Source organism: Micromonospora sp. M51 (assembly GCF_018070305.1).
In the GTDB taxonomy this organism is placed as follows: Bacteria; Actinomycetota; Actinomycetes; order Mycobacteriales; family Micromonosporaceae; genus Micromonospora; species Micromonospora parva.
Genome location: NZ_JAGPXZ010000682.1, coordinates 1 through 3,354, shown reverse-complemented (window position 1 = coordinate 3,354; position 3,354 = coordinate 1). Strand labels below are relative to the sequence as shown.

The 3,354-nt window shown below is 71.0% G+C and carries 3 protein-coding genes and 1 pseudogene; 3 read left to right on the top strand and 1 reads right to left on the bottom strand.

Features of this window, described 5'->3' with window-relative positions; all coding sequences use genetic code 11:
- Positions 1-78 precede the first annotated feature (78 nt).
- Positions 79-678: a heme-copper oxidase subunit III gene (locus KBX53_RS26990; RefSeq protein ID WP_030337743.1), complete on the bottom strand. Its 600-nt coding sequence runs from the start codon at positions 676-678 to the stop codon at positions 79-81.
- Positions 679-777: 99 nt separating this feature from the next.
- On the opposite strand from KBX53_RS26990, the gene KBX53_RS26985 reads away from it, so the two are divergent.
- The 3 genes and pseudogenes from KBX53_RS26985 to trpD all read left to right on the top strand — a co-directional run bounded on the left by KBX53_RS26985 (position 778) and on the right by trpD (position 3,352).
- Positions 778-1,719, top strand: a complete 942-nt coding sequence (locus tag KBX53_RS26985; protein ID WP_030337744.1) for a cytochrome c oxidase assembly protein — start codon at positions 778-780, stop codon at positions 1,717-1,719.
- Positions 1,720-1,821: 102 nt separating this feature from the next.
- Positions 1,822-2,211: pseudogene (locus KBX53_RS26980) on the top strand (hypothetical protein); the annotation flags it as partial.
- Positions 2,212-2,308: 97 nt separating this feature from the next.
- Positions 2,309-3,352, top strand: coding sequence for an anthranilate phosphoribosyltransferase (gene trpD / locus KBX53_RS26975; protein WP_210862342.1), 1,044 nt, complete (start codon positions 2,309-2,311; stop codon positions 3,350-3,352).
- Positions 3,353-3,354: the final 2 nt, after the last annotated feature.

Here is a 3,354-nt window from a genome sequence, read left to right as displayed (position 1 = left end):
GAAGTCATGAGCGGTGTCCTTAACCGGTTGGACCTGTCTCAGGGGACGGAGCAGCAGCGCGGAATGTGACGCGCAAGATCACTGGAGCCAGTAGATCATGGCGTACAGCCCGATCCACACGACGTCGACGAAGTGCCAGTAGTACGACACGACGATCGCCGACGTCGCCTGCGCCGGGGTGAACCGGCCCATGGTCGTACGGACCATGAAGATGACGAAGGCGATCAGACCACCGGTCACGTGCAGGCCGTGGAAGCCGGTGGTCAGGTAGAACACCGATCCGTACCCGTCTTCGTTGATCTTGATGCCGTCGGCGACCAGGTGCCGGTACTCGTTCAGCTGGCCGAGGACGAAGATCAGGCCCATCACGAAGGTGACGGTGAACCAGCGCCGCAGCGCGTGCACGTCACCCTTCTCCGCCGCGAAGACGCCGAGCTGGCACGTCACCGAGGACAGCACCAGGATCACCGTGAAGGTGGTCGCGTACGGGATGTTCAGCGCCTCGGTGTGCTTCTCCCACTGCTCCGGCGCAGCCGCGCGGATCGAGAAGTACATCGCGAACAGCGCCGCGAAGAACATGAGTTCACTGGAGAGCCACACGATCGTCCCGACGCTGACCATGTTCGGTCGGGTCAGAGAGTGGATCCGGCTCTTGTCAATGGCTGGGGCCGCAGTCACGCCGTCATTATTGCCCCTGACCGGGGCCGGCGATCAGCGGGGTGGCAAACCTGCGCCTTCCGTGGCCCCAGCGTCGGGGTCCGGTTCGCCTGGCCTAGCCTGAAAAGCGTGCTGCACGTCGATCCGATCTTCGCCGCCACCTCGGCCCCGCCGCCGTTCACCGTCGGCGCGGTGCTGAGCGAGACCCGCCTGGACAGCTGGCTGGCCCTCGGCCTGGTGCTCGCCGCCGGCCTGTACCTCTACGGGGTGTACCGGCTGCGCCTGCGCGGCGACCGCTGGCCCGTCATCCGAACCGTGTTCTTCCTCGGCCCCGGGCTGGGCGGCATCGCGCTCGTCACGGTCAGCGGGCTGCACGCGTACGACACCGCGCTGCTGTCCGTGCACATGATCCAGCACATGGTGCTGTCCATGGTGGCGCCGATCTTCCTGGCGCTGGGCGCGCCGATGACCCTGGCCCTGCGGACCCTGCCGGTCGGGCCGCGCAAGCGCCTGCTCGCGATCGTGCACAGCCGGGTGGCCCGGGTCTACAGCTTCCCGCTGGTGGCGTTCGCCATCTTCGTGGTCAACCCGTTCGTGCTCTACTTCAGTGATCTGTACCGCTACACCCTGGAACACGCCTGGGCGCACGAGCTGGTGCACGCGCACTTCATCATGACCGGCTGCGTGTTCTTCTGGCCGCTGCTCGGCCTCGACCCGCTGCCCGGCCGCTGGCCGTACCCGGCGCGCGCCCTGCTGATGCTGCTTTCCGTGCCGTTCCACACCGTGCTCGGCCTCACCATCATGCAGAGCAGCACGCTCTTCGGGGGCGACTGGTACCCGTCGCTCAACCTGGGCTGGGTCGACCCCTGGCAGGACCAGGTGGTCGCCGGCGGCATCCTCTGGGCCGGTGGCGAGTTCGTCAGTGTGACCATGCTCGCCGTGCTGGTGGTGCAGTGGGTCAAGCAGTCCGAGCGGGAGGCACGCCGGGTGGACCGCGAACTGGACCGCCAGGAGGCCCGCGACGAGGCCCGCGACCGCGCCGCCGACGCCGCGCCCGCCTGAGCTGCCCGGACGTACGCCCCGACGGGTGCCGCCGGGCGGGATGTCGGCTACATCACGCCGCCCGGTACGATCTCCGGGCAGCTACGAGGTGGGAGTGCCGACATGAGCGATCGTCTTTGCACCGTCTTGCTCTACAGCGACGACCCGCAGGTCCGCGACCGCATGCGGATGGCCGTCGGCACCCGACCCGCGCCCGGTCTGCAGATCGAGTTCGTCGACGCGTCGACCTACGCGGAGACCATCCGGCTGGTCGACGACTACGAGATCGACCTGCTGCTGCTCGATGGTGAGGCGAGCCCGGGCGGCGGCATCGGCATCGCCCGACAGGTCAAGGACGACCGGGACGACGCTCCCCCGACCTGCCTGGTGATCGCGCGCGCCGCCGACCGATGGCTCGCCGCGTACGCCGAGGCCGACGCGGTGCTGGTGCACCCGCTCGTCCCGGTGCCCAGCGGGGGCTCGGTGGCCGAGCTGCTGCGGAGGCACGCACCCGCCTGGCGTCCCAGGCTCCTCCGGCACCCCCACGGCGCCGGAACTCCTCGGCGCCGGTTCCAGCCCACCCGCACTTCGCATGCTCGGGAGGCCCGCCATGGGCGATCGGACCTGGCCGCACCTGCTCAACGCGCTGCTGCGCGGCAACGAACTCTCCACCGCCGACACCGCCTGGGCGATGGACGAGATCATGACCGGCTCGGCCAGCGCGGCGCAGATCGCCGCCTTCGCCGTCGCGCTGCGGGCCAAGGGCGAGACTCCCGCGGAGCTGGCCGGCCTGGTGGAGGCGATGCTGGGCCGAGCCGTCCCGGTGACGCTCCCCGAGGAGCTGCGCCGCACCGCGCTCGACGTGGTCGGCACCGGCGGTGACCTCGCCCACACTGTCAACATCTCCACGATGACGGCGCTGGTGGTCGCCGGTGCTGGCGTCCGTGTCGTCAAGCACGGCAACCGGGCCGCCTCCTCCCTGTGCGGCACCGCCGACCTGCTGGAGTTCCTCGGCATCCCCCTGGATCTCGGCCCGGAGCAGGTCGCCCGCTGTGTCGAGGAGGCCGGCATCGGGTTCTGCTTCGCGGCCCGGTTCCACCCCGGGATGCGCCACGCCGGCCCGGTCCGCCGCGAGGTGGGCGTGCCCACCTTCTTCAACTTCCTCGGCCCGCTGACCAACCCGGCCCGCCCCCGGGCCGGCGCGGTCGGCTGCTTCGACCTGCGGATGGCTCCGGTGATGGCCAGCGTGTTCGCCGCCCGTGGGGACTCGGCGATCGTGATGCGCGGCGAGGACGGCCTGGACGAGTTCAGCACCGCCGCGCCGACCCGGGTCTGGGCGGCCCAGGGCGGCACCGTACGCGAGGCTGTGCTGGACGCGACGGACCTCGGGGTACCCCGGTCCACCCTGGCGGACCTGCGCGGCGGTGACGCCGCGTACAACGCCGGCGTGGCCCGTCGCCTGCTGGCCGGTGAGACGGGCCCGGTCCGGGACGCGGTCCTGGTCAACGCGGCGGCGGCGCTGGCCACCCAGGGCCCGCTGGACGGCGACCTGACCGAGGCGCTGCGCGCCGGTCTGGCCCGCGCGGCCGAGTCGATAGACTCCGGCGCGGCCGCCGCGACCCCGGATCGCTGGATCGCGATCGCCACCGCCTGACC

Bases quoted from the DNA above. Each gene is read 5' to 3' on its own strand.
- trpD (WP_210862342.1), top strand. From the start codon at position 2,309: ATGGGCGATCGGACCTGGCCGCACCTGCTCAACGCGCTGCTGCGCGGC.